Annotated in this window: 20 protein-coding genes; 5 read left to right on the top strand and 15 right to left on the bottom strand. The window is 72.7% G+C overall.

Going from position 1 to position 24736, the window contains the following annotated elements:
* Together ACWEVN_RS30195 and ACWEVN_RS30190 are read right to left on the bottom strand one after the other, a co-directional pair.
* On the bottom strand, positions 1 to 1416 hold a 1416-nt coding region (locus tag ACWEVN_RS30195; protein WP_452053541.1), incomplete at its 3' end, for an ATP-dependent helicase.
* 223 nt (positions 1417 to 1639) lie between these two features.
* Entirely contained in the window at positions 1640 to 4813 is a 3174-nt protein-coding gene (locus tag ACWEVN_RS30190; RefSeq protein WP_452053542.1) for an ATP-dependent helicase, read from the bottom strand.
* A 233-nt stretch (positions 4814 to 5046) separates the two neighbouring features.
* Between ACWEVN_RS30190 and ACWEVN_RS30185 the strand changes: the two genes are divergently transcribed.
* Together ACWEVN_RS30185 and ACWEVN_RS30180 are read left to right on the top strand one after the other, a co-directional pair.
* Positions 5047 to 5370, top strand: coding sequence for an MGMT family protein (locus tag ACWEVN_RS30185; protein ID WP_449683732.1), 324 nt, complete (start codon positions 5047 to 5049; stop codon positions 5368 to 5370).
* Between the two features lie 28 nt (positions 5371 to 5398).
* Complete coding sequence (locus tag ACWEVN_RS30180; RefSeq protein WP_452053540.1) at positions 5399 to 6253, top strand: siderophore-interacting protein; 855 nt, start codon at positions 5399 to 5401, stop codon at positions 6251 to 6253.
* 24 nt (positions 6254 to 6277) lie between these two features.
* Here the strand turns inward: ACWEVN_RS30180 and ACWEVN_RS30175 are convergent, their stop codons facing one another.
* Positions 6278 to 7087: a uroporphyrinogen-III synthase gene (locus tag ACWEVN_RS30175; protein ID WP_452053539.1), complete on the bottom strand. Its 810-nt coding sequence runs from the start codon at positions 7085 to 7087 to the stop codon at positions 6278 to 6280.
* On the bottom strand, positions 7080 to 8048 hold the full coding sequence (locus ACWEVN_RS30170; RefSeq protein WP_452053538.1) for a helix-turn-helix transcriptional regulator: 969 nt from the start codon (positions 8046 to 8048) through the stop codon (positions 7080 to 7082). Before ACWEVN_RS30170 ends, ACWEVN_RS30175 begins: the two co-directional genes overlap by 8 nt.
* Positions 8049 to 8110: 62 nt before the next feature.
* Here ACWEVN_RS30170 and ACWEVN_RS30165 point away from each other — a divergent pair, with 62 nt between their 5' ends.
* Complete coding sequence (locus ACWEVN_RS30165) at positions 8111 to 8506, top strand: DUF3224 domain-containing protein (protein ID WP_452053537.1); 396 nt, start codon at positions 8111 to 8113, stop codon at positions 8504 to 8506.
* Positions 8507 to 8515: 9 nt separating this feature from the next.
* Positions 8516 to 9616, top strand: a complete 1101-nt coding sequence (locus ACWEVN_RS30160; RefSeq protein WP_452053536.1) for a DNA glycosylase AlkZ-like family protein — start codon at positions 8516 to 8518, stop codon at positions 9614 to 9616.
* 162 nt (positions 9617 to 9778) lie between these two features.
* On the opposite strand, the gene ACWEVN_RS30155 is transcribed toward ACWEVN_RS30160, so the two are convergent.
* The 11 genes from ACWEVN_RS30155 to ACWEVN_RS30105 all read right to left on the bottom strand — a co-directional run bounded on the left by ACWEVN_RS30155 (position 9779) and on the right by ACWEVN_RS30105 (position 23922).
* Positions 9779 to 10441, bottom strand: coding sequence for a DUF4097 family beta strand repeat-containing protein (locus ACWEVN_RS30155; RefSeq protein WP_449683726.1), 663 nt, complete (start codon positions 10439 to 10441; stop codon positions 9779 to 9781).
* A 101-nt stretch (positions 10442 to 10542) separates the two neighbouring features.
* Entirely contained in the window at positions 10543 to 11646 is a 1104-nt protein-coding gene (locus tag ACWEVN_RS30150; RefSeq protein WP_452053535.1) for a uroporphyrinogen-III synthase, read from the bottom strand.
* Complete coding sequence (nirD, locus tag ACWEVN_RS30145) at positions 11643 to 11987, bottom strand: nitrite reductase small subunit NirD (RefSeq protein WP_449683724.1); 345 nt, start codon at positions 11985 to 11987, stop codon at positions 11643 to 11645. The genes ACWEVN_RS30150 and nirD overlap by 4 nt, the downstream gene beginning before the upstream one ends.
* Positions 11984 to 14491, bottom strand: a complete 2508-nt coding sequence (gene nirB, locus ACWEVN_RS30140) for a nitrite reductase large subunit NirB (RefSeq protein WP_452053534.1) — start codon at positions 14489 to 14491, stop codon at positions 11984 to 11986. Before nirB ends, nirD begins: the two co-directional genes overlap by 4 nt.
* 1 nt (position 14492) lies before the next feature.
* Positions 14493 to 15884: a nitrate/nitrite transporter gene (locus ACWEVN_RS30135; protein ID WP_449683722.1), complete on the bottom strand. Its 1392-nt coding sequence runs from the start codon at positions 15882 to 15884 to the stop codon at positions 14493 to 14495.
* Positions 15881 to 17308 carry an FAD-dependent oxidoreductase gene (locus ACWEVN_RS30130; protein WP_449683721.1) on the bottom strand — a complete coding sequence of 476 codons (1428 nt, stop codon included), beginning with the start codon at positions 17306 to 17308 and terminating at the stop codon, positions 15881 to 15883. Before ACWEVN_RS30130 ends, ACWEVN_RS30135 begins: the two co-directional genes overlap by 4 nt.
* Positions 17305 to 19353, bottom strand: a complete 2049-nt coding sequence (locus tag ACWEVN_RS30125; protein ID WP_452053533.1) for a molybdopterin oxidoreductase family protein — start codon at positions 19351 to 19353, stop codon at positions 17305 to 17307. Before ACWEVN_RS30125 ends, ACWEVN_RS30130 begins: the two co-directional genes overlap by 4 nt.
* A gap of 194 nt (positions 19354 to 19547) precedes the next feature.
* Complete coding sequence (locus ACWEVN_RS30120; RefSeq protein ID WP_452053532.1) at positions 19548 to 20345, bottom strand: TIGR02569 family protein; 798 nt, start codon at positions 20343 to 20345, stop codon at positions 19548 to 19550.
* Positions 20346 to 20431: 86 nt separating this feature from the next.
* Positions 20432 to 21607 carry an adenylyltransferase/sulfurtransferase MoeZ gene (gene moeZ, locus ACWEVN_RS30115; protein WP_449665983.1) on the bottom strand — a complete coding sequence of 392 codons (1176 nt, stop codon included), beginning with the start codon at positions 21605 to 21607 and terminating at the stop codon, positions 20432 to 20434.
* 95 nt (positions 21608 to 21702) lie between these two features.
* A complete protein-coding gene (locus ACWEVN_RS30110; RefSeq protein ID WP_452053531.1) occupies positions 21703 to 22863 on the bottom strand; it encodes a DUF3152 domain-containing protein in 1161 nt (386 codons plus the stop codon).
* An 81-nt stretch (positions 22864 to 22944) separates the two neighbouring features.
* A complete protein-coding gene (locus ACWEVN_RS30105) occupies positions 22945 to 23922 on the bottom strand; it encodes an alpha/beta fold hydrolase (RefSeq protein ID WP_452053530.1) in 978 nt (325 codons plus the stop codon).
* 113 nt (positions 23923 to 24035) lie between these two features.
* Between ACWEVN_RS30105 and ACWEVN_RS30100 the strand changes: the two genes are divergently transcribed.
* The gene (locus ACWEVN_RS30100) at positions 24036 to 24662 is read left to right on the top strand and encodes a TetR/AcrR family transcriptional regulator (protein WP_003095505.1); all 627 of its coding nucleotides are present in this window, start codon (positions 24036 to 24038) and stop codon (positions 24660 to 24662) included.
* Positions 24663 to 24736: the final 74 nt, after the last annotated feature.

Raw genomic sequence — 24736 nt, 5'->3', positions numbered from 1 at the left:
GTCCAGCAGCCCGCCGAGCCCGACGACCTCGACGGGCAGCCCGCGCGCCCGCAGTTCGGCGGCGATCGGCGCCATGTCGGCGCGGCGCCGGACCAGCACCGCGGCGGTCGGCGGCTTGCCGGTTTCTTCCTGGTGGGCGTACCAGCGCCGGGCGAGCGCGTCGGCGACCCACGCGCGTTCGGCGCGGATGTCCGGCAGCAGCGCACAGGCGAGGTCCGCGGGCCCGGCGCCGTCGCGCGCCCGCAGCCGTTCGACGCCGAGGCCGCGGGCGCGCAACGGTTCGGCGATCGCGTTCGCGAGGTCGAGGATCTCCGGCGGGTTGCGGAAGCTGGTCAGCAGCCCGAATTCGTGCGCGGGGACGAGCCGTTCGCCGTCGAAGCGCGGGAAGTCCGTGGTGAACCGGGGCAGGTTGGCGGCGCTGGCGCCGCGCCAGCCGTAGATGGCCTGCGCGGGGTCGCCGACGGCGGTGACCGGCATCGGCGGGTTCTCGACGCCGCCGAACAGCGCCCGCAGCAGCACGCGCTGGGCGTGTCCGGTGTCCTGGTATTCGTCGAGGAGGACGGCGCCGTAGCGCTCCCGTTCGCCGCGCACGACCGACGGGTACCCGCCGGCCAGCTGGGCCGCGAGGGACATCTGATCGGCGAAGTCGAGCGCGCCTTCGTTGCGCTTGCGGCGGTGGTAGTCGTCGACGAGCGGGAGGAGGGCGAGCCGGAAGTGTTGCGCGGCCATGATTTCGGTGAGCTTCTGCGGCAGCGCGGCTCGTTGTCCCTTGGCGCGCGGGGCGTTTTCGATGACGTTGCACAGCCACGTCGTGTACTCGGCGAGCTCTTCGGTGGAGACGAGGTGCTCGCCGAGCTCGCCGGCCAGCGCGAGGAGGTCGGCGGTGACGGTCGGCGGCACGCGGTCGGTGTCGAGTTCGTTGTCCCAAGTGGACACCACGCGGTGCGCGATCTGCCACGACGACGTTTCGGAGAGCAGCCGGACGCCGGGCTGGACGGGCAGGCGCAGGCCGTGTTCGGACAGCAGGCGGCCGGCGTAGGCGTGGTAGGTGAGGACGGTGGGTTCGCCGGCGACCACGGTCGACCGCAGGCCGCCGGTCGGGTCGAGGCGGTCGAGGAGGCCGGACCCGGCGAGGCGGCGCAGGCGCGCGCGGACGCGTTCGCCGAGCTGGCGCGCGGCTTTGCGGGTGAAGGTGAGGCCGAGGACGCGGTCGGGGCTGACGATTCCGTTGGCGACGAGCCAGACGACCCGCGCGGCCATGGTTTCGGTCTTCCCGGCCCCGGCCCCGGCGACGACGAGGGAGGGTTCGACGGGCGCGGCGATGACGGTGGCTTGTTCGGGCGTGGGGCGGTGCAGCCCGAGCGCATCGGCGAGTTCGGCGGGCTCGACGGGGTTGGCGATGACGAGCGGGCTCATGAACGCGCCCCTCGGAGACGCGGGCCGCGGGCCGGGGATGAACTCACCGGATAGTCCACAAGCCCGCCGCCCAGCCAGCGCCACGCCACCGCGCCTGAACTAACCAGATCGTTCACAAGCCGCGCACCCAGCCGACCCCACGCGGCCAACGAACTCACCGGATAGTCCACAAACCCGCCGCCCAGCCGGCCCCGCCCCACCCCAGCCGAACTAACCAGATCGTTCACGGCCCCGGCACCTGCCGCCCCTCGGGCCGGAGCGGGCAGCACCCGCGGGCCGGGCAGCGGTCGCAGTCCGGGTTCTCCTGGGCCTGGTAGTCCGGCCCCGCCGCCGAGGCCGCCGCCTTCTGGACCAGCTCCAGCCACTGCTTGCCGCCCACCTCGTCGAGCGGCGGCTGGGACCGCTCCGTCGCTCCCGTCTTGTTGTTCGCCTTCGCCACATACACGAGCCGCGCGCCACCCGCCTCGGTCCGGCCCTCGATCGCCCCCAGCAGCACCGCCAGCTGGTACGCCGCCAGCTGCGGGTGCGCCTCGGCCTCCGCCCCGGACACCGGGACCTTGCCCGTCTTGATGTCCACGATCACGGGCCGCCCCTCGGCGTCGAGCTCCACCCGGTCGACCCGTCCGCGCAGGAGCACCCGGACCTCGTCCGCGCCCCCGGCCGGCAACTCGACCTCGATGTCCTGCTCGACCCCGGCTTCCTTGAGCTCCGCCCGGCTGCGCTCCAGCCACGTCGTGAAGTTCCGCAGCATCTGCTCGACCCGCCGCCGCTCCCGCCGCGAAAACCACGGCGCCCCGGCGTCGACGCGCACCCACGCTTCGTCCAGCGCGGCCTGCAGCTCCGCGTCCGTCGAACCGGACGCCACCGCCTGGGCGAGCCCGTGCACCAGCGTCCCCGTCACCGCCGCAAGCTGGGCCGGGTCGCTGCCGCCGTGGCGCTCGATCATCCAGCGCAGCGGGCACTTCGTCAGGATTTCCACTGTGGACGGTGAGATCCGGATCAGGTCACCCGGCGGGTGCACCGGCTCGTCGCTGGACGCCGGCAGCAGGCCGTACCACGTCGACGGGTGCGCGCCGGGCACGCGCGCGTCGGCCAGGCGGGCCAGCTGCTTCGCCGCCCGACGCCGGCGCGCGGGGTCGGCCTTGTCGTCGCAGACGACCTCGCGCAGCTCTCCCACCAACTCGGCGAGCACCAGCGACCGGCCGGGCGGCTTCATCCGCGAGTCGAGCCCGCCGTCGTCGGCGCCGTTCTCCTCCAGGTCGTCGAGGAACCGGGACGGCTGCTCGTCCTCGCCCGAAACCGCCGTGACCAGCAACGTCCGCTTCGCCCGGCTCAGCGCGAGGTAGAACAGGCGCCGCTCCTCGGCGAGGATCGGCGCGGTCTGGGAGACGGCGTCGTCGTCGACCCCGGCCATCAGGTCCTTGAGCCGCTCCACCCCGAGCACCGACCCGCGCAGCCGCAGGTCCGGCCACGCGCCCTCCTGCACCCCGGCGACGGCGACGACCGTCCACTCGCGACCGGCGGCAGCGTGCGCGGTGAGCAGCGAGACACCGTCGGACGGGACGGCCGCCGGCGCCAGCGTGTCACCGGCGATCCGTTGCGCGCCAAGGTAATCCGCGAAGGAGGCGACGCTCGCGCGCGGCAGCCGGTCGACGTACCGGCCCGCGGCGTCGAACAGCGCGACGACGGCGTCGAGGTCGCGATCGGCCTGCGCCCCCAGCGACCCGCCGCGCTCGACCTGCTTCAGCAGCTTGTCCTGCAGCCCGCTCTCCCGCCACAGCTGCCACAGCACCTGCTCGACGCCCTCGCCGCGCGCGACGGCCTGGTGCGTGACGCGCAGCAGCCCGCCGACGCGCCGCACCGGCTCGGCCTCGGCGTCGGCGAGCCCGGCCAGGATGTCGCCGCCGCGCAACGCTTCCACGAGCAGTTCGTCGCTCGACCGCTGGCCGCCGCCGGCCAGTTCGAGCCGGCGCAGGCCGCGCCGCAACCGCCGCAGCGCCAAGGGATCCGCGCCGCCGAGGGCCGACGAAAGCAGCATTTCCGCGAGGTCGACGTCGAGGAGCTCGGGCGACGGCGCGAGCTTCAGCACGGCCAGCAGCGGCCGCACCGCGGGCTGCTTGGCCAGCGGCAGTTCCTCGGTCGCCGACCCGATCGGGACGCCCGCCGCGCGCAACGCGCGTTGCAGGACCAGGAAAGTCCGCGCGGGCGACCGGACGAGCACCGCGATCTCCGACCACGGCACGCCGTCGACGAGGTGCGCGCGACGCAGCTGGTCGGCGATCCAGCTCGCCTCGGCGGCGGGCGTCGGCATGACCCGGACGCGGACGTTGCCGCCGGTGGCGCCGCGAGGCGGGACGATCTTGCGGTGCGGCGACGCGCCCGGCAGCGTCGCGCCGATCTTGGCCACCGCGAGCCGGACGGCCGGGGCGAGCCGGTGGGCCGTGGTGAGCGTGACGGTCCGGCTGCCGTCCGGGTCCGCGTCGGCGAACAGGCGCGCGTCCGCGCCGCGGAAGGAGAACACGTTCTGGTCGGGGTCGCCGGCCACGACGAACTCGGCCGCGGTGTGCCCGATCACCCGGACCAGGCTGGTCTGCAGCGGGTCGAGGTGGTGGGCGTCGTCGACGAACAGGTGCCGGACGCGGGTGCGCTCGCGTTCGCGCAGTTCGTCGTCGTCTTCGAGGGCGAGCAGCGCGGAGGTGACGAGCTCGGCGGCGTCGAGGGCGGGCGCGCTCGCGACGCCGAGGGCGTTGCCGCCCGCGCCCTGCAGCTGCGTGACTTCTTCGTACTGCGCCCAGAACTCCCCGGCGGCGATCCACTCCTCGCGGCCGCGGCGGCGGCCCAGCTCGGCGAGGTCCCCGGGGCCGAGGCCGCGCTCGGCCGCGCGCATCAGCAGGTCACGCAGCTCCTCGGCGAAGCCGGGGACCATCAGGGCGGGCCGCAGCTGCTCGGGCCAGTACTCGGCCTCTTCGTCGAGGTCGCCGGCCAGCAGCTCGCGGACGACGACGTCCTGTTCGGCGCCGGCCAGCAACCGCGGCGGCGGGAGCTCTTCGGCCATCGCCTCCAGCCGCAGCAGCGAGTAGGCGTAGGAGTGCACGGTGCGGACGAGCGGCTCGCGGACGGTCCGGGGCAGCGGCCGCGCCAGATCGGGGTCAGCGGTGAGCCGCCGGGTGATGTCGGCGCGCAGCGCGTCGGCGGACTTGCGGGACGTGGTGAGCACGAGGACGCTCTCCGGGTCGGCGCCCTCGGCGATGCGGCGGGTGGCGGCCGAGGCCAGCAGTGCCGTCTTGCCGGTGCCCGGGCCGCCGAGCACGCGGAGGAACCCACCGGGTGCGGAGAGCACGCGCCGCGCGCCTTCGTCCCAGGTGAACGAGGGTGTGGCGGTGACCGGCGTGCGCACCAGCCGCGCGTCCGCCTGCGCCGTTCGCCTCCCGTTCACCCCGCGATGGAACCACGCCCGGTCCCCCGGGTGGCGCACCGGCACGGCTTAGCGGGGGTCCGTTCGGCGAAGGCGCCGCAGCGTGCGGTGGATGGTTGCGAAAAGTGTCAGTGACATCTGGGGCTCCGCCCAAGCCGGGGGCTCCGCCACCCGAACCCCCGAAAAATGTCGTACCTGTCCGGCACAGTGTCGGTATGGACGACGTTCTGCACGAGCGCGTGCGGGAGATCATCGAGTCGGTGCCGGCCGGCACGGTGGCGACGTACGGCGACATCGCCTCCCTCGCGGGGGCGCCGTCGCCGCGGATGGTCGGCGCGATCCTGGCCGAGGACGGGCACGACCTTCCGTGGCACCGCATCCTGCGCGCGAACGGCACCCCGGCGCCGCACCTGGTCCACGACCAGCTGGAGCGGTTGCGCGCCGAGGGTGTCCTGGCCGACGGCCAGCGCATCGACCTGCGGAAGTACCGGTGGAAGCCGGACGGAGAGGAGGACCACGGGCCCGAAGGACTGTTCTGAACCCATGTCGTTAGGTTAGCCTCGCCTAATGACGACCCAGCTGGAGCGACCTGCCCTGACCTACCACCGGGCGCGGGTGACCGTCGTCCGGCCGGTCACGCCGCACCTCGTGCGCGTGACGTTCGCCGCGGAGAGCTTCCGCGACGTGCCGGCCGGGGCGCCCGACCAGTACGTCAAGGTGTTCTTCCCGCTGCCGGGGCAGGAAGCGCCGGTGCTGCCGGAGACGGCTTCCGATGTCATGTCCTGGTACCGCACGTACCTGGCGATGCCGGACGGCGTCCGGCCGCCGATGCGCACGTACACGGTCCGGGCCCACCGCCCGGCCGCGGCGGAGATCGACGTCGACTTCGTGCTGCACGGCGACACCGGGCCGGCCTCGGCGTGGGCGTCGCGGGCGACACCGGGCGACCGCGTGACGTTCACCGGGCCGTACGGGCTGTACGCGCCGCCGGAGGGCTGCGACTGGCAGCTGCTGGTGGGCGACGAGACGGCGCTGCCGGCGATCGGCGCGATCATCGAGCAGCTCCCGCCGGGCGCGCGCGCCGCGGTGTACGTCGAGCTGGCGGACCGCGCGGACAGGCAGGTGTTCGAGACGCGCGGAGCGGTGGAGGTCCACTGGGTGCTGCGCGGGTCACGGCCGCTGGGCGAGGCGTTGCTGGAGGCGCTGCGCGGCGCGGCGTTCCCGGGCGGGACGCCGTATGCGTGGGTGTCCGGCGAGGCGGGCGTGGTGAAGTCGGTCCGGCGCCACCTGGTGCGCGAGCGCGAGGTGGACAAGCGGCTGATCTGCTTCACGGGCTACTGGCGGCTCGGGATGAGCGAGGAAGCAGCCGGCCGCGAGGCAGTCCGGGCGGCGGAGGCAGGCGAAGCCCTGGCCGACGACTGACTTGAGTTCGCGCAAGCGGGCGGGCTACTCCTTGCCGAGCTTCGTGGCCAGGAGCTTCACCAGGGCACCCAGGCGCTGGCGGTCCGGCTGCAGCGTCTCGATGCCCGCCGCCTCCAGGGGGGCCGCCGTCACCGGGCCGACGCATGCGCACACCAGTGGGCCGCGCAGGGCCGTCAGCAGGTCGTCGTAGTGCCCGGACGTGCGCGCCAGGGTCAGGAAGTTCGCCGCGGCCGGGGCGCTCGTGAAGGCCAACGCGGCCAGCTCGCCCGCGATGATCGCGTCGATCAGGTCGTACACCGGGGTGACGTCCGGCGGGGAATGCCAGCGGTACGGCTGCACCTCCACCAGGGAGGCGCCGGCCTGCACGAGGGGGTCCGTGAGCTCCGGCAGCGGCGTTCCGTGCAGCTGGACGGCGACCCGCTCGCCGGCCACCCCGGCCGAGGCCAGCGCCCCGAACAGCTCGGCGTTCGACTCCGACGCGGCCGAGAAGGACTCGCGCAGGCCGGCGCCGCGGACCGCGCCCACCGCCTTCGGGCCGCGGGCGTAGATCCGCGACTCCCCCAGCGCCGCCACGAGCCGATCGCGCAGGCCCCAGCCCTCGGCCGCCTCGAGCCAGCCGCGGAAACCGGCGCCCGTGGTGACCACCGTGCAGCCGACCGGCTCCGCCAGGACCGCCTCGGTGCCCGCGCGCAACGCCGGGTCGCTGTCCAGGGGCACGATGGTGATCGTCGGCGCGTGGCGGACCTCGGCGCCGTGGCGTTCGAGGGCCGCGATGAATTCGCCCGCTCGCCGCTCGGCCGTGACCCCGATGGCGATCCCGCTCAGCTCACCCATAGAACGCGCCCATCTCCTTGATCGCCTCGGCCAGCTCCGCCCGGAGGTCCGCCGGTTCCAGGACCTCCAGGTGCGGCCCGAAGCGCAGCAGCTCGCCGATGGCCGGTTCGCCCGGCTCCACCGGCAGCTCCACGGTGAGCCAGCCGTCCGCGTCGGGCTCGTTCCGGCAGTCGCGCAACGCGCGGGCGCCGACGGAACCTCCGTAGAACGGTACGAGGGCCTGCGCCCGCGGCGAAAGGCGCACCACCGCGACGCGCGGGTACATCCGGCGTTCGAACTGCTCGGACCACTCCTGCCAGTACCGCGCGAGGTCGAAGCCGGCCGGCCGCTCGAAGACCTCGCCGAGGTCGGTCAGCTCCAGCACCCGCGAGATCCGGTACGTCCGGTCGGTGCCCTCGCAGCGGCCGGCGAGATACCAGTTGCCCGCCTTGAGGATCAGCCCGAGCGGCTCCAGGTCCCGTTCGACGACCCGCTGCCCCCAGCGTTCGTAGCGGATCCGGATCCGGTGCGACGACCACACGGCGTCGGCGATCGCCGACAGCGTCGGCAGGCTCTCGATGCCCCGGTGCCAGCCCGGGACGTCCAGGTAGAACCGCTCGGCGACGCGGCCGGCGCGATCGCGCAGCTCGGCCGGCAGCGCGGCGTACAGCTTGAGCTGCGCCGCCGCCAGCACCGTGCCGAGCCCGAGTTCGGCCGCCGCCACCGGCAGCCCGGCCAGCGACAGCGACTGGGCCTCTTCCTCGGTCATCCCGGTGAGCCGGGTGCGGTAGCCGTCGACCAGCCGGTAGCCGCCCGTGCGGCCGCGGTCGGCGTACACCGGGACGCCGGACGCCGAGAGCGCGTCGATGTCCCGGTACACCGTGCGCACCGAGACTTCGAGCTCCTCGGCCAGCTCCTCGGCCGTCATCCGGCCGCGGTTCTGCAGCAGCAGGAGGACGGACAGGAGACGGCTCGCGCGCACGTCCCGATTCTGGCAGAAATACCTGACACGAGCTGACAGGTATGCCCGGCAGGGTGGTCCCCATGAACGCATTCACCGCGAAGAACTGGGAAGAGAAGATCGTCAGCGGCGCCGAAGGCGGCCCGCGGGTGGCGTACGCGCACACCACTTTCGTGTACGAAGGGGTCATGGAGGGCGAATCGACCGGCGACCTGCTGCTGTTCTACGTCGGCGAAGGGTACGAAAGCGGCGGGACGACGGCCCCGGGCTTCGAGCGGTTCGAGGGTAAGGTCGAGGGTCGCGAAGGGACGTTCGTCATCCGCCACGAGTACACCTTCGACACCAAGGGCTTCGCCTCGACGTTCACCGTCGTCCCCGGCTCGGGCACCGGCGAGCTGACCGGGCTCGGCGGCAGCGGCACGTCCGGCGGTGCCATGGGCGAGGACAAGATGGGCTACACCTTCGAGTACGCGTTCTAGGAGCCGCACGTGGACCGCCGTCAGGTACTCGCCTACCGCATCGCCGAGCACGGCCTGCACCGCTCGGCGAAGGACGTCGCCGACCTCGCCGTGGTCCGGGCCGGGCTGCAGGACAGCATGCGCGACACCGCGCTGCTCGCCCTGGTGGCCCGGCTCGACGCCCCTGTGCTCCTCGACGACGAGCGGCTCGTCCTGGCCTGGACGTTGCGGGGCGCGCCGCACTACCACCTGCGTTCGGACCTGCCGGAGGCGATCCGGGCGCTGGTGCCCTTGGACGACGCGGACGCGCTGGCCCGGATGTTGTGGCAGCGCAAGGAAATGGCGGCAACGGGACTGGCCGCGACCGAGGTGGTCTTCACGGCGGCGGGCGCGCTCCGGAAGGTCGTCACGAAACCGATGTCGAAGGGCGCGGTGTCGACGGCGGTCACGAAGGTGTTGCCGCCGTCGTTCTCGCGGTGGTGCCGGGGTTGCAACGCGACGCACATCCAGGAGCAGCTGATGCGCATCGCGACGCCGCACGCCGGAGTCCGCCTGGTGACGGGGGCATCGCCGGCAACGCTGGCTCCGCTGGAAGGCCGCGGGCGAATGCGCAAGACCCCGGACCCGGCCGCGGCGACGGCGGTGATCGAGCGCTACTTGAGGGTGAACGGCCCGGCCTCCCCGGGCGACGCGGCGGAGTTCGCGGGCACGGCGCGCGCGGTGGTCGACCGCACGTGGCCGGAGGGCTTGGTCCCGGTGCAGGTCGAGGGCAAGACGCGGTACTTGCCGGAGGACCGGCTCCCGGCGCTGGAAAACCCGCCGGAGCCGGACGCGGTGCGGCTGCTGCCACCGCTGGACCCGTTCATCCAGGCGCGGGACAAGGGGATGCTGGTCCCGGACCCGTTGCGGCGCAAGGAAGTCTGGAAGATGCTGGGCAACCCGGGCGTGCTGCTGGCGGACGGCGACATCGCGGGAACGTGGCGCACGAAGGGCAGCGGGGCGAAACTGACGTTCACGGTGACGGCGTTCGATCCGCTGCGCCCGGCACTGCGCGAGGAGGCGGAGGCCGAGGCGGCCCGGGTGGCGGCGGCGCGGGGCTTCGAGAAGCACGCAGTCACCTGGGCCGGCTGACCACGGCCGCGGGGGCGCCCCCCGTTTTCCACGCTACCAGCGGGCACCGACAATTTCGGTCCATCCCCAGCGCCCCAATGTGGCGTTCGGTGCGTCCCGCGCACCCGATGTGGCGTTCGCAGAAGCCACCAACGCCACATCGGGGGCGCTCCAGGACCGGCCTCACAGGCTGTGGGCGTCGATGTCGCCGTAGGACGTGGTCGCCTGGATGGCCAACCCCGGCGTTCCCTCGTTCTTCAGCGCGTTGCGGATCCGGCCGTACGTCGTCCCCGCGTCCAACGATGCCGAGACGCCCGGTGCCGCTGCCACCGTGATGTTGCCCGCCTGGGTGCTCAGCACCAGCGTCCCGCTCGCCGCCTCGGCGATGCGGATGTCGCCCTTGCCCGTGGTGATCTCCGCCGGGCCCGTCAGGCGGCCCACCGAGATGTCGCCCGCGTGGGCCGTCACCCGGAAGCTTGCCGCCTCGTCGAAGACGACCTCGCCGTGCGCTCCCGAGACCGTGACGTCACCGAGGCGTCCGACGCCCCGCAACGAGACGCTCGCCGCCTTGGCCTCGACCGACGAGCCCGCCGGCAGCGAGACCGTCACGTCGAGCGCCCCGGACGGGCCGAAGTACTGGTTCTTCGCCTCGAGCGAGATGCGCAGGACGCCGTCGTCGAACGACACGGACGCCTCCGAGGCCGCCTTCACGTCGCGGTTCTTCGCCGGGTCGGCGGGCAGGACCTGGACGACGGTGTCGGGCCCGTCGGCAGCGACGAAGCGGACGCGGCCGGCCGGGATGGCGAGGGCGGTGGTGATCGGGGCGGGGGTGGTGAACTTCTGCATCGGATTCTCCTTGGCTCGGTGTGTGAACCCACCTTCGCCGCCCCCGCTGACACCGGAAGGCCACCGCGCTGACACGGCCCCTGACAGGGCTGACCCGCTCCTCAGGCGTCGACCGCCAGCCGGTATCCGCGCTTCACCACCGTCTGGACCACCTTCCCGCCGCCGAGCGACGTCCGCAGCCGGCCGATCGCCGTCTCCACCGCGTGCTCCTCGCCGCCCCCGGGCAACGCCGAGATCAGCTCGCGCCGCGACACCACCCGCCCCGGCGACGCCGCCAGTGCCCGCAACAACGCCATCGGCGCGGGCGCCACTTCGCGCCACTCGCCGTCCACGATGGCCGCCTGGCCGCGCAGCTCGATCGAACGTCCTCCCGCGCGCAGGCGCGGCGAACGCGCGACCAGGGTCTCCGCCACCGTGCGGGCCAGCGCCCCGATGCGCGCGCGGTGGGGCTGGACCGTCGGCACCCCCAACGCAGCCAACGGTCCAGCCGTGATGGGGCCGACGCACGCGGCCACCACCGGGCCGGACAGCGCCGTGACGAGCCCCGGCAGCCGGCCCGTGCGGCGGGCCAGCGCGATGAGCGACGCAGCCGCCGGCGCGCTGGTGAACGGGAGCGCGTGGATCGAGCCGTCCAGGACGCCGTCGAGCAGGCGGTCCACCGGGCCCGGGTCCACCGGGCCGACCCAGCGGTACACCGGGATCTCGATCACCTCGGCGCCCGCCGCGCGCAGCGTGTCCACGAAGTACGGCAGCGGCTCCCCGTGCAGCTGAACCGCGATGCGCAGCCCGTCGACCCCCGACGACAGCAGGTGCTGCAGCAGCTCCGCGTTGCTCTCCGACGCCGGTGAGTACGACTCCGACAGCCCGGCCGCCCGCAGCGCGCCGGTCACCTTCGGCCCGCGGGCCAGCAACGACGCCGTCGACAGCCGGTCCAGCAGCGAATCCCCCAGCCCCCAGCCCTCGGCCGCCTCCAGCCAGCCGCGGAAGCCGATGCCGGTGGTCGCGACGACCGCGTCGACCGGCGCCGCCAGCAGCGCCGACGTCGCCGCGTGCAGCTCCCGGTCGTCGGTCAGCGGCACGATCCGGATCGCCGGCCCGTACCGGACGCTCGCCCCCTTGCGCACCAGCAGCGCGCCGAGCTCGTCAGCCCGGCGCGCCGCGGTGATGCCGATCACGAAACCGGCCAGTGGGAGCACATCGCTCACGGGCTCTCCACTTCGACGACGCCTTCCCGCACGCGCACCTCGTACACCGGCACCGAAACGTCCGGAGCGTCCAGGCACTGGCCGGTTTCGAGGGCGAACCGCTCCTTGTACACCGGCGACGCCACCACCGGCACACCATCCGCGTCGCCGACGATGCCGCGCGAGAGCACCGCCGCGCCGCTGCACGGGTCCCAGTTGGACAGCGCGTACAGCCGGTCGCCGGGCAGCCGGAAGATCGCCACCTGGACGCCGTCGCCGAGCAGCGCCGCCACCCCGGCGTACTCGGGCACCGCGCCGACGGGGCAGACCGCCGTCCAGGTCCGTTCGATCGACGTGGTCATCGCCGCACCTCCGGAACTCCCAGCATGACGGGCACCTTCTGGTCCCGCTCGGAACGGAACGAGATGGCCGGGTCGGGCGCGCCCGGCGCGTTGACGAAGGAGGAGAACCGGGCCAGCTTCTCCGGGTCCTCCAGGACGCCCTTCCACTCGTCGGCGTAGTTGTCGACGTGCTTGGCCATCGCCGCGTCGAGGTCCTCGCAGATGCCGAGCGAGTCGTCGACGATCACCGCGCGCAGGTGGTCGAGCCCGCCCTCCAGCTCCTCGATCCAGGGCGCGGTCCGCTGCAGCCGGTCGGCGGTGCGCACGTAGAACATCAGGAACCGGTCGATCGTGCGAATCAGCGCCGCGGTGTCCACATCGGACACGAGCAGGTCGGCGTGCCGCGGGGTGGTGCCGCCGTTGCCGCCGACGTAGAGGTTCCAGCCGTTCTCCGTGGCGATGATCCCGAAGTCCTTGCTCCGCGCCTCGGCGCACTCCCGGGCGCACCCGGACACCGCCGACTTCAGCTTGTGCGGCGAGCGCAGGCCGCGATAGCGCAGCTCCAGCTCGATCGCGAGACCGACACTGTCCTGCACGCCGTAGCGGCACCACGTCGACCCGACGCACGACTTCACCGTGCGCAGCGCCTTGCCGTAGGCGTGGCCGGACTCGAACCCGGCGTCGACGAGCCGCCGCCAGATCAGCGGCAGCTGGTCCACGGTCGCGCCGAACAGGTCGATCCGCTGGCCGCCGGTGATCTTGGTGTACAGCCCGAAGTCACGCGCCACCTCGCCGATCACGATCAGCTTCTCCGGCGTGATCTCGCCGCCGGGGATCCGCGGGACCACCGAGTACGTGCCGTTGCGCTGCAGGTTCGCCAGGTACCGGTCGTTGGTGTCCTGCAACGTCATCTGCTCGCCGCCGAGCACGTGCCCGTTGCCGAGGGTGGCCAGGATGGACGCCACCGCCGGCTTGCAGATCGCGCAGCCGCTGCCCGCGCCGTAGCGGGCGATGAGCTCGCTGAACGTGGTGATCCGGGTCGCCTGGACGATCTCGAACAGCTCCGCGCGCGACTGCGGGAAGTGCTCGCAGACGGCCTTCGACTGCTCGACGCCGGCCGCGGTGAGCAGCTTGGACAGCAGCGGGACGCACGACCCGCAGGCGGTGCCCGCCCGGGTGCACGCCTTCAGCTTGGGGACGGTGTCGCAGCCGTCCTCGTGGATGGCCGTCGTGATCGCGCCCTTGGAGACGGCGTTGCACGAGCAGATCTGCGCCGCGTCCGGCAGCGCGTCGACGCCGACCGCGGCGCCGCCGCCCGCCGGGGCGAGGATCGCGCCCGGCTCGGCCGGCAGCGGACGGCCGACCAGCGCGCGCAGCGTGTTGTATTCGGTCGCGTCGCCGACGAGCACGCCGCCGAGCAGCGTCTTGCCGTCGTCGGTGACCACGAGCTTCTTGTACGTCCCGGCGACCGCGTCGTTGACGGCGACTTCCAGGGCGCCCACGGTGGTCGCGTGGGCGTCCCCGAAGGAAGCGACGTCGACGCCCATCAGCTTCAGCTTCGTGGACGTGTCCGGCTCCGGGAACGTCCCGCCGCCACCGGTGAGCTGCGCGGCGACGATCTCCGCCATCGCGTAACCGGGCGCCACGATGCCGTACACGCGGCCCTCGACCGCGGCGCACTCGCCGATCGCGTAGATCGCCGGGTCGCCGGTGCGGCAGGAGGCATCGGTCAGCACGCCGCCGCGTGGGCCGAGGTCCAAGCCGGACTGGCGGGCCAGGTCGTCGCGCGGCCGGACACCGGCGGAGAACACGACCAGGTCGACGTCCAGCTCGGTGCCGTTGCCGAGCTTGGCCAGCAGCCGCGAGCCGTCGGCCTCGATCGCGTCGGTGGACGTTCCCGTGTGGACGGTGACGTCCAGGTTCGTGATCAGCCGCCGCAGCAGCGCGCCGCCGCCTTCGTCGACCTGCAGCGGCATCAGCCGCGGCGCCATCTCCACGACGTGCGGGGACAGGCCCATGTCCCGCAGTGCCTTCGCGGCCTCCAGGCCGAGCAGGCCACCGCCGATGACGACGGCCGAGCGGCGGCCGCGGCCGGGCTTGTCGACCGCGGCGGCGCGGATCGCGTCGAGGTCCTCGATGGTCCGGTAGACGAAGCAGCCGGCCAGGTCGTGCCCGGGCACCGGCGGCACGAACGGCCGCGAGCCGGTGGCCAGCACCAGCGCGTCGTAGGAGACGACGTCGCCGGAGGCCGTGGTGACCGTCTTGGCCGAGCGGTCCACCGATACCGCCAGGTCACCGAGCCGGAGGTCGACGTGCGGGTCGCCGGCGTAGTCCGAGCCGGGGAGGGCCAGCGTGGCCGGGTCCCAGGTGTCCACATAGGACGTGAGCGCCACCCGGTCGTACGCCGGGCGCGGCTCCTCGGACAGGACGACGATGTGCCAGGTCCCCGAAGGGTCTTCCGCACGCACCGCCTCCACGAGCCGGTGGGCGACCATGCCGTGTCCGGCGACGACCAGGGTGGGCATCTCAGACCTCCGCTCCCGCGAGCGCCAGACCGCGCTCACTCGTGGGCTGTTCGGCGGGCTTGCGCAGGTAGACCGCCCAGGTGACGGCGAAGCAGAGCCCGTAGAAGACGAGGAATCCGATGAAGGCGGGCACGCCGCTCTTCGCGTCGGCGAACGACTGCCGGAACGCCAGGTTGATGAAGAGGCCACCCTCGGCACCAATCGCGCCGGCCAGGCCGATCAGCGCACCGGACAGCCGCCGCGCCTTGAGCAGCTCGGCCGTCTCCTCGGCGCCGTTGGCGATGGCGACCTTCGCCTTGGCGCGGAAGATGGCCGGGATCATCTTGTACGTCGAGCCGTTGCCGATGCCGGTGAGCACGAACAGCACGATGAAGGCGATCGTGAACAGCGTCAGGGACTTCGACGTCGAGGCGAGAATCAGCACCACCGTGGCCAGCGCCATGCCGGTGAAGGTGGCGAAGGTGACCTTGCCGCCGCCGATGCGGTCGGCCAGCCAGCCGCCGGTGGGCCGGGAGAACGAGCCGAGCAGCGGGCCGAGGAACGTCACCGCGGCCGCCTGCAGCGGGGTGCGGCCGAACTGGTTCTGCAGGACCAGGCCGAAGGCGAAGCTGTAGCCGATGAACGAGCCGAACGTGCCGACGTACAGGAACGACATCACCCAGGTGTGCGGGTCCTTGACGACCTCGCGCATCGCCTTCGTGTCGCCCTTCATGGTGGCGAGGTTGTCCATGAAGAAGTACGCGCACAGCGCCGCGACGACGATCAGCGGCAGGTAGATGAACAGCACCAGCCGGGGTGCGGTCGCGCCCGCCGTGCCGATCACCAGCAGCCCGACCAGCTGGATCGCCGCGACACCGAGGTTGCCGCCGCCGGCGTTGAGACCCAGCGCCCAGCCCTTGTGCTTCTCGGGGTAGAAGGCGTTGATGTTCGTCATCGACGAGGCGAAGTTGCCGCCGCCCACCCCGCCGAGGGCGGCGACGATCAGGAAGGTGCCGAGCGACGTGCCGGGGTGCAGCACGATCGCGGCCAGCGTGGTCGGGATCAGCAGCAGCACGGCCGAGACGACCGTCCAGTTGCGGCCGCCGAACTTCGCCACGGCGAACGTGTAGGGCAGCCGCATCAGGCCGCCGATCAGCGTCGGCGTCGAGACGAGGAGGAACTTGTCGGCGGCGGAGAAGCCGTAGTCCTTGCCCATGAACAGGACGATGACCGACCAGAGGGTCCAGATCGAGAAGCCGATGTGCTCGGCGAAGACCGAGAACCACAGGTTGCGGCGGGCGACCTTCTTGCCCGTCGACTCCCAGAACGCTTCGTTCTCGGGTTCCCAGTGCTCGATCCAGTGTTTTCCTTGGTGCGCCACGGCGGTCTCCTCAGTGCGGGTCGGGTCGGTCATTGCGCGGCGAGCCAGTTCGCGATGCCGCCGACGGTGTCGGTGCACCCGCCGCATCCCGTGGTCGCTCGCGTGGCCCGCGCCAGTGCGGGAGTGTCGGTGGCCCCGGCCTTCCAGGCCTCGATCAGCCGGCCCTTGGTGACGTTGTTGCAGCGGCAGATCACCGCCGCCGCGGGCAGGTCGCCCGGGCTGGCCGCCGTGGTGCTGCCGCTGGGCAGCGCGCGGCCGAGCAGGACGGCGAGCCGGTCTTCCGGCAACGGCGTCCCGCGGTCGTGGAACTGGGTGATGGTGGCGGCCGCGTCGGGCAGGCCGAGCAGGATCGCCCCGGTGACGCGGTTTTCGCGGACGACGAGCTTGCCGTACCGGCCACCGGTCGGGTCGTTGAAGGTGAGCACCTCGGCGCCGTTGTCGGATGCTTCGAGCTGGGTCTCGCCGAGCGCGGCGAGGTCGATGCCGCGGGCCTTGAGCCGGGTGACGGCCGTGGTGCCGCGGTAGCGGGCCGCCGCGTTCGTCCCGGTCAGGACGTCGGCGAGGACTTCGGCCTGCTCCCAGGCGGGCTGGATGAGCCCGGCCGGGGCGCCAGGGTGGCGGGCGCAGTCGCCGAGGGCGTGGATACGGCCGTCGCTGGTGCGCAGGACGTCGTCGACCAGGATGCCCAGGTCGACGTCGAGGCCGGCTTCGGCGGCCAGGCTCGTCTCGGCGCGGACGCCGGCCGCGACCACGACCAGATCGGCCGGGACGAGGCTGCCGTCGTCGAGCTTGAGCCCGTCGCCGGGCAGGTAGCGGGCCGCGGTCGCGCCGAACTTGAACGTCACGCCCATCTCGGTGAGCTGCCGGGCCAGCACGTGGCCGGCAGCCGGGTCGAGCTGGCGTTCCATGACGTGCCCCAGCGGGTGCACGACGGTCACCTGGTTGCCGCGCCCGGCCAGCCCGCGGGCGGCTTCGAGGCCGAGCAGGCCGCCGCCGAGCACCGCGACCGGCGCGCCGAAGCGGGCGGCATCGAGGATCTTGGCGCAGTCGTCGAGGCTGCGGAAGGCGACCACCCCGGGCCCGGCTTCGAGGCCTTCGACCGGCGGGATCCACGGGTTCGCGCCGGTGGCGAGCACCAGGGCGTCGTAGTCGGCGGAGGAGCCGTCGGCCAGCTCGACACAGCGCTTCTCGCGGTCGATGCGGGCGACGTCGACACCGAGCCGGAGGTCGATGTTGTGGCGCTGGGCCCATTCGTCGTCGTGCAGGCGGACGCTTTCGGCGCTCATCCCGCCCGCGACGACGGCGGACAGCAGGACCCGGTTGTAGGCGGCGTGCTTTTCGGCACCGAGGACGGTCAGGCGGACGCGCTCGGCGATCGGGTCACGGCGGCGGATTTCGTCGGCGAGCCGGGCGCCGGCCATGCCGTAGCCGACGATGACGACTTCACGGGGGGTCATGCGGCACCATCCACTGTAGACAAGGACACGGCACACACCTTGAACTCCGGCATCCGGGAAACCGGGTCGAGCGCCGGGTTGGTGAACAGGTTGGCGCGCTGCTCACCCGGGAAGTGGAACGGCAGGAAGACGAGGTCGGGCTTGAGGCTCTGCGCGAACCGGACCCGCGCGACTGTTTCGCCGCGCCGGGAGCGGATCAACGCCCGGTCGCCTTCTTCGAGCCCGGCGCGCTTGGCGGTGTCCGGGTGGACCTCGACGAACGCCTCCGGGACGACCTCGTTGAGCTCGCCGATCAGCCGCGTCTGGGCGCCCGACTGGTAATGCTGCAGGACGCGGCCGGTGGTGGCCTGCAAGGGGAACTCGTCGTCCGGGAGTTCGGCCGGGCCGGTGTGCTCGACCGGCGTGAACCGCGCGCGGCCGTCCGGGTGGGCGAAGGCGTCGAGGAACATCCGCGGGGTGCCGGGGTGGTCGTTCCCGGGGACCGGCCAGTGCAGGGCCTCGCCGCTGCGGAGCCGGTCGTAACTGACGCCGGAGTAGTCGGCGATGCCACCCTTGGACGCGACCCGCAGCTCCTCGAACACCGTCTCGGCGTCGGTCGGGAACCGGCCTCCGGGCTGGCCCAGCCGGAGCGCGAGGCCGTGGAGGACGTCGAGGTCGGACCGGACGCCCGGCGGCGGGGTCAACGCCCTGCGCCGCAGCAGGATCCGGCCTTCGAGGTTGGTGAGCGTGCCGTCCTCCTCGGCCCACTGGGTGACCGGCAGGACGACGTCGGCGAGCGCCGCGGTCTCCGACAGCACGAAGTCGGCGACGACCAGAAAGTCCAGTTCGGACAGTCGATCCTGGACCCGTTGTGAGCGCGGCGCCGAGACGACGACGTTGCTGCCGAACACCATCAGCGCCTTGGGGCCGTTCTCCTGGCCGAGCGCTTCGAGCAGTTCGGTGGCCGAGCGGCCGGGCCCGGGCAGGCTTTCGGCGTCCACACCCCAGACCCCGGCGACGTACGCGCGCGCGGCGGGGTCGTCGAGCTTGCGGTAGCCGGGCAGCTGGTCGGCCTTCTGGCCGTGCTCGCGTCCGCCTTGGCCGTTGCCCTGGCCGGTGAGGCAGCCGTAGCCGGAGCCCGGGCGGCCGGGCAGGCCGAGGCCGAGGGCGAGGTTGATCCAGGCACCGACGGTCGCGGTGCCGGTGGCGTGCTGCTCGGTGCCGCGGGCGGTGAGGACGTAGGCGTTGCGCGCACCGGCGAGCTTCTCGGCGGCGAGCCGCAGGTCGGCGGCCGAGACCCCGGTGACGCGCTCGGCCCGCTCCGGCCACCAGCTCGCCGCGATCCGCCACACGTCGGCGAACCCGCTGGTTCGGTCGTCCACATAGGACTGGTCGAGGTGGCCGCCTTCGACGACGGCGTGCAGGATACCCAGCGCCAGCGCGAGATCCGTGCCGGGCGCGGGGGCCAGGTGCAGGCTCGCCAGCTCGGCGGTCGGGGTGCGCCGCGGGTCGACGACGATCAGGTCGGTGCCGCGCAGGTGCTGGGTGAACGGCGGCATCGTCTCGGCCGGGTTCGCCCCGGCGAGCAGCACGACGTCGGCGTTCTTGAGATCGGTGACCGGGAACGGCATCCCGCGGTCCGCGCCGAAGGCCTTGATCCCCGCGGCGGCGGCCGAGGACATGCACCACCGGCCGTTGTAGTCGATCTGCGAGGTGCCGAGCGCGACCCGGGCGAACTTGCCGAGCAGGTAGGCCTTTTCGTTGGTCAGCCCGCCGCCGCCGAAGATCGCGACGCCGTCCGGACCGTGGTTCGCCTGCGTTTCGCGGAGCTTGCGGGCGACGTGGTCGAGGGCGAAGTCCCAGCTGACCGGCTCGAGCGCGCCGTTGACGCGCAGCATCGGGGTGGTCAGCCGCTTCGGGCTGGTGAGGAGGCTGCCGGACGTCCAGCCCTTCTGGCACAGGCCGCCGGCGTTGACCGGGAAGTCCCGCGGGGTGACGCGGGTGCCGTCGAGGCTCATCCCGCACTGCAGGGCGCAGTACGGGCAGTGGGTGTCGACCTGCGGCATCGGGCACCTCCTCGGCGTTTCGGGCGTGCCCTGACGCTAAGGAGGCCTTGTTAACCGGATTCGACCGAATGTTTCAGGCAGTTGACATTGCGGCGGTGTTTCCGCCGCCCGGCCGGTGAGATCCGTGTCCACCTGGCGGGAGTCGGGAGGTCAGCGGTCCTTTCCGGAGGTGACACGGGTACTTGGGACGTGGGTCACAAGACGCCGGATACCTCGCGCGCCGCCGCGCGCAGGCCGTCCAGCGATGCTTGGGTCGACCTCGGGTTCAGTGCATTCGAGGCCAACCGGAACAGCACCGCACGCAACAGCAGCTGCGGCCACTCCGGCAGGTGGGCCCACCGTTCGAGCAGGTCCCGCCCCGCGCCGCCCCAAGCCAGCGCGTCCACCGCGACGATCGCCGCGCCGTACTCGCCCGGGCGGTAGTACGGGACGAAATCGACCAGGCCGGGGCCGGCGTCTCCGTCGAACAGGAGCCCCGCCAGCAGCTCGCCGTGGGCGACCTGCGACGGCAACCGGATCGGCCTGCGGGCACCCGCGAGGACCTCGAACCAGCGGCCGCCCTTCGTCTCCGCCAGGGGGACGTCGGCCTCTTCCCACGCGACACGGTCCGCCACCGCGTCCACGTCCGTGCGGGCGTCGAGGAACTCCGGCCGGGGCAGGCCGACCGTGGCGCGGTGCAGTTTCACCGCCGCCAGCACCGAAGCGTCTCCGCGGTGCTCGTGCGTGCCCGGGACGAACCTCGACGCCGTCCAGCCGCCGACGATCCAGCGGCCGTCCGTCGAACGGACCGGCTTGCCGACCCGCAACCCCGGCTCGCGGACGTAGTCGAGTGCGTGCGCGGTCCACAGTGTCCGGACCTTGTCGGTGACCGGCTTGAGCACCAGGTCGCCGCAGCGCCACGCCGTCGAATCCGGCAGGCGTTCACCTTGGTCAGCGGGGCCGCCGAAGGCCGCGCAGACGTGCGCCGGGGGACGTTCGAGGGTTGACCGCACGAGCCGTGACGTTACCCGGCCGGGTGTTCCACGAATGAGAAGACTCGCTGCTCACACGCGGTTTCCCGGCCGGGCAAAACACACTGTCAGTAGGTCGGCAGGCTCGGGTCGATCTGCTTCGCCCAGGCGAGCACGCCGCCGCCGAGGTGCGTCGCGTCCTTGAAGCCGGCCGCGTGCAGGGCGGCGAGGGCCTCGGCGGACCGGGCACCGGACTTGCAGTGCAGGACGATCGGCTTGTCCTGCGGCAGCTCGGCCAGCGCCTCACCCGAGAGGATCCGGTCCTTCGGGATCAGCGTCGCGCCCTTGATGTTGACGATCTCGTACTCGTGCGGCTCGCGGACGTCGATCAGCGCGAAGTTCTCGCCGCTGTCGAACTTGGCCTTGAGCTCCGCCGGGGTGATCGTGCTGCCCGACGCGGCCGACGCCGCCTCGTCCGAAACCACACCGCAGAACGCCTCGTAGTCGATCAGCTCGGTGATCTTCGGCGTGTCCGGGTCCTTGCGGATCTTGACCTCGCGGTACTTCATCTCCAGCGCGTCGTAGCTGATCAGGCGGCCGAGCAGCGGCTCGCCGATGCCGGTGATGAGCTTGATCGCCTCGGTCACCATGATCGAGCCGATGGACGCGCACAGCACGCCCAGCACGCCACCCTCGGCGCAGGAGGGGACCATGCCCGGGGGCGGCGGCTCCGGGTAGAGGTCGCGGTAGTTGAGGCCCTTGCCGTTCGGCGCGTCCTCCCAGAACACGCTGACCTGGCCTTCGAACCGGAAGATCGAGCCCCAGACGTACGGCTTGCCCAGGAGCACCGCGGCGTCGTTGACCAGGTAGCGCGTGGCGAAGTTGTCGGTGCCGTCGACGATCAGGTCGTACTGCTCGAAGATCTCCAGCGCGTTCGACGAGTCGAGCCGGTCGGTGTGCAGGTGCACCTTGACCAGCGGGTTGATCTCGGCGATCGACTCCTGCGCGGACGCGGCCTTGAGCTTGCCGACGTCGGACTGGCCGTGGATGACCTGGCGCTGCAGGTTCGACTCGTCCACCACGTCGAAGTCGACGATGCCGAGCGTGCCGACCCCGGCGGCGGCCAGGTACAGCAGCGCGGGGCTGCCGAGGCCGCCGGCCCCGATCACCAGGACCTTCGCGTTCTTCAGCCGCTTCTGCCCGGTCACCCCGACGTCGGGGATGATCAGGTGACGGCTGTACCGGGCCACCTCTTCCTTGGTGAGCTCGGCAGCCGGCTCGACGAGCGGCGGCAGTGCTGACATGGGTCCTCCATCTCGCGCGCGTATCGCGTCCATCCCACTATGCACAACGCGCGCAGGCAAATAAGCCTTCCCACGTCCGGATCGTGGGACGGCCCCTACTGCGGGGTGGGGTTGGGCCAGGAGTTGGTCTTGCAGATGCGGCCGTCCTTGGCCACCTTGCCCTTGTCGCCGCCGGGGATGTCGTTGAGCATCGCCACGTAGTCGTCGTTGACGCCGAAGGACTGCTGCATCATCACCGGCGCCGGCTGGTCGGTGCCGCCGCAGCCGACGTGCTGGTTGCCCAGCGCGTGCCCGACCTCGTGGTTGATGGCGTACTGCCGGTACCCCGTCATGTCGGGGCCGTAGGCCTTGGCGCCGCGCACCCAGCGGGCCAGGTTGATCAGCACCCGGCCGAGGCTCTTGCGGTAGCAGGAGGCCTCGAACTTGATCTGGAACCCGCAGGCGTCCGGCCGGTGCGTGGTCTCCGGCGTGGTCAGGCTCACCCGGAACGACGGGTTCGGGAAGTTGGCGTCCACCCGCTGGAACGCGATCTTGCCGTCCCAGGTCCAGCCCTGGGCCGGGTTCGACAGCGTGCCCTGGACGGCCGTGGCGAAGGCGTCGTCACCGGCGTAGCTCGCCGGGTCGATGCCGTCCTCGACCTCGACGGTGTAGGTGTAGAGCTTCCCGTTGCCGATCTTCGGGCCGCTGCCCGGGACGACGTGCCACTTGCCCGCACCCGCCTGCGTGAACGGGATGCCCTCCGGCAGGTCGGCGGTCGGCACCTTCAGGTCGACCGGGGTGGCCGGGTTCTCCGGGATGGGCTGCTCGCCGTTGCCGTCGATCGCGCCGCCGGAGGAGTCGCCGCCCGCCGACTCGACGCCGGGCGCGGAGGCGCCGGGGCCCTCCTCGGCGATCGGCTGGGCCGGGCTGTTGGCCGTGTTGACCACGACGAGCACGGTCAGCACCACCAGGATCGGCAGCGCGTAGACGCGCCAGCCGTAGGTCTTGGTCAGCTTCCCCAGGCCGGACTTCGACGGCGGGTCCGCCTCCTCCCGCGCGACCGGCACCTCCGGCTTCCAGGAGGCGCTCAGCGGCTCGGCGCTGGTCCGGCGGCTGCCCGAGCGGTAGCGGTCCTCGCCGGCGCGCTGGGACGGCGCCTTCGCCGGGCGGTACTGCCCGGTGCGGGGGTGGTCCTCGGCGTCCGGCGTCCGGCGGGCCGACGCGCGGTGGGGCGTCCGCCGATCTTCGCCTCGCGCGTCCTGCTTCACCCGGTCCACCGCACCAGGGTGCCACAGCGGCGAGGCACCGCTCGCGCCGACTGGCGGATCATCGAGTGAACCCGCCGCCCCCCGATCGGGTCACCAGGTGCCCGCTTCGACGTGCTCCCACATGCCCAGCACGGCCTTCGCGACGACGGCCGGGCGTTCCATCTGCGCCACGTGGCCGGTGCGCGGCAGCACGAGCAGCCGGGCCCGCGGGATCGCCCGGGCGGTCCGCACCGCGCGTTTCACCGAGATGACGCGGTCTTCCCGGCCCCAGACGACCAGCGTCGGCGCCTGGACGAGCGGCGCGACCGACCACAGCGACGCCTTCCCGAGCGTCGACCACGCCCGGAAGATGGCGAACGTGCTGCGCGCCATCGCGGGCGCGGCCCAGGCGAACCCGGCGCGGGCGCCGTGTTCCTCGGTCAGCTCGTCGAGGCGGCTCTCGGGGAACCGCGACGGGTCGGCGAAGCACAGCTTGATGACCTGCGCGGCGCGTTCCCGCGGCCCGAGCGCGGCGAGCTGGGCCCGCACCCGCGCGCCGACCAGCGGCAGGTACGCGAACGCCATCCGCGGGTCCGACAGCCGCCGCGGGTCGAGCCGCAGGTCCGGCACCGCCGGCGAGATGAGCGTCAGCGTCTTCACGAGCTCGGGCTTCTGGGCCGCGACCAGCAGGGCGATGGCGCCGCCCATGGAGTTGCCGAACAGGTGCACCGGCGCGCCGACCGCTTCGACGTGCTTTACAACGACGTCCGCGTGCGCCTGGAGCGTGAAGTCGAAGCCCTCTTCGGGCTCGGAGTAGCCGAACCCCGGCAGGTCGATCGCCGTGCCGCCGGCGACCGGCGAGAGCAGGGCGGCCAGGTCGGTCCAGTTCGTCGACGAGCCGCCGAGGCCGTGGACGTACACCGCCGGGACGCCGTCCGGACCCGGCGTGCGGCGGACGTGCAGCCGGGCGGTGCCGACCTCTTCGAACGCCGCCGGCCAGGGCGGCGGGACCGGGTCGAGCGACGGCAAGGCCCTGCTCGAGAGCGGCACGTGGGTCAGCGGCGGCCGGGCCTGCACGGGGGTCTTCACGGGTCCAGAATGCCCGACCCTTGGCGCGGCACACGTACCGGCGAGTAATCTTCAGGGCGACTTCACGCGGTGGCGACCCCGCCCGTCGAAGAAGCGATGACGGGAGGATGAGCATGACGGAGATGACGCGGCTGCAGCAACGTGGGGTGCGGCTGCCCCGGACCGAGCGCCGGGCCCAGCTCCTCGCCGCGGCGCAACGGGTCTTCGCCGAAAACGGTTACCACGCCGCCGCGATGGACGAGATCGCCGAGGTCGCGGGCGTCTCGAAGCCGGTGCTGTACCAGCACTTCCCCGGCAAGCTCGATCTGTACATCGCGCTGCTGGAGAGCCACGTCGACGAGCTGGTCAAGCGCGTCCAGAACGCGCTGGACTCGACGACGGAGAACAAGCAGCGCGTGCCGGCGACGGTGGGCGCGTTCTTCGACTTCGTGAGCAACGACGCGGGCGCGTTCCGGATGGTCTTCGAGTCCGACCTGCGCGGCGAGCCGGCGGTCCAGGAAGCGGTCGACCGGGCGACGTCGGCGAGCGTGGACGCGATCACCGAGACAATCACGGCGGACGCGGGCCTCGACGAGGACAAGGCGCGGCTGCTGGCCGTCGGGCTGGTCGGGATGAGCCAGGTCAGCGCCCGGTTCTGGCTGGCCCACCACCAGTCGATGAGCCGCGAGGAGGCAGTGGCCCTGACGGCCAACCTCGCCTGGCGCGGCATCGGCGGCGGCTTCCCGCTCAAGGACTCCTGACCCGCTCACCACCAAGCGCCCCAATGTGGCGTTGGGTGCGTCCAGCGCACCCAATGTGGCGTTCGGTGCGTCCA

The sequence above is a fragment of the Amycolatopsis sp. NPDC003861 genome (assembly GCF_053605405.1).
The sequence above is the reverse complement of the archived record's forward strand: the minus strand, read 5'-3'. Positions and strand labels throughout refer to the sequence as shown.